The sequence below is a fragment of the Aquabacterium sp. A08 genome (genome assembly GCF_011742065.1).
This window is the reverse complement of record NZ_JAAQQT010000344.1, coordinates 1-231: the sequence shown is the minus strand read 5'-3', so window position 1 is coordinate 231 and position 231 is coordinate 1. Positions and strand designations below refer to the sequence as shown.

The following is a 231-nucleotide window of genomic DNA, read 5'->3' as shown; positions in this document are numbered from 1 at the left end:
CCCTACCACATCGAGCAGGACCCGTCGGCCCCGCGCGACCCGCTGCCCGACGGCGCCAGCTTCAAGCGCCAGTACGCCCCGCACCAGATCGGCGGCGGCTTTGCCGAAGGCGGCGTGGTGTCGATGCAGAGCAGCACCTACGGCGTGGCCGATGACGGCACCCCGGTCTGGCAAGGCGACCCGAACGGCCTGGGCGTGCCCGGCGCCGCCCCGGCCCAGCCCATGAGCGCG

The 231-nt window shown here is 74.9% G+C and carries 1 protein-coding gene; it reads left to right on the top strand.

All coding sequences use genetic code 11. The features are described 5' to 3' along the window. Positions 1-231: transglutaminase-like family protein (locus tag HA630_RS01935; protein WP_166832188.1), on the top strand; the 231-nt coding region annotated here is incomplete at both ends.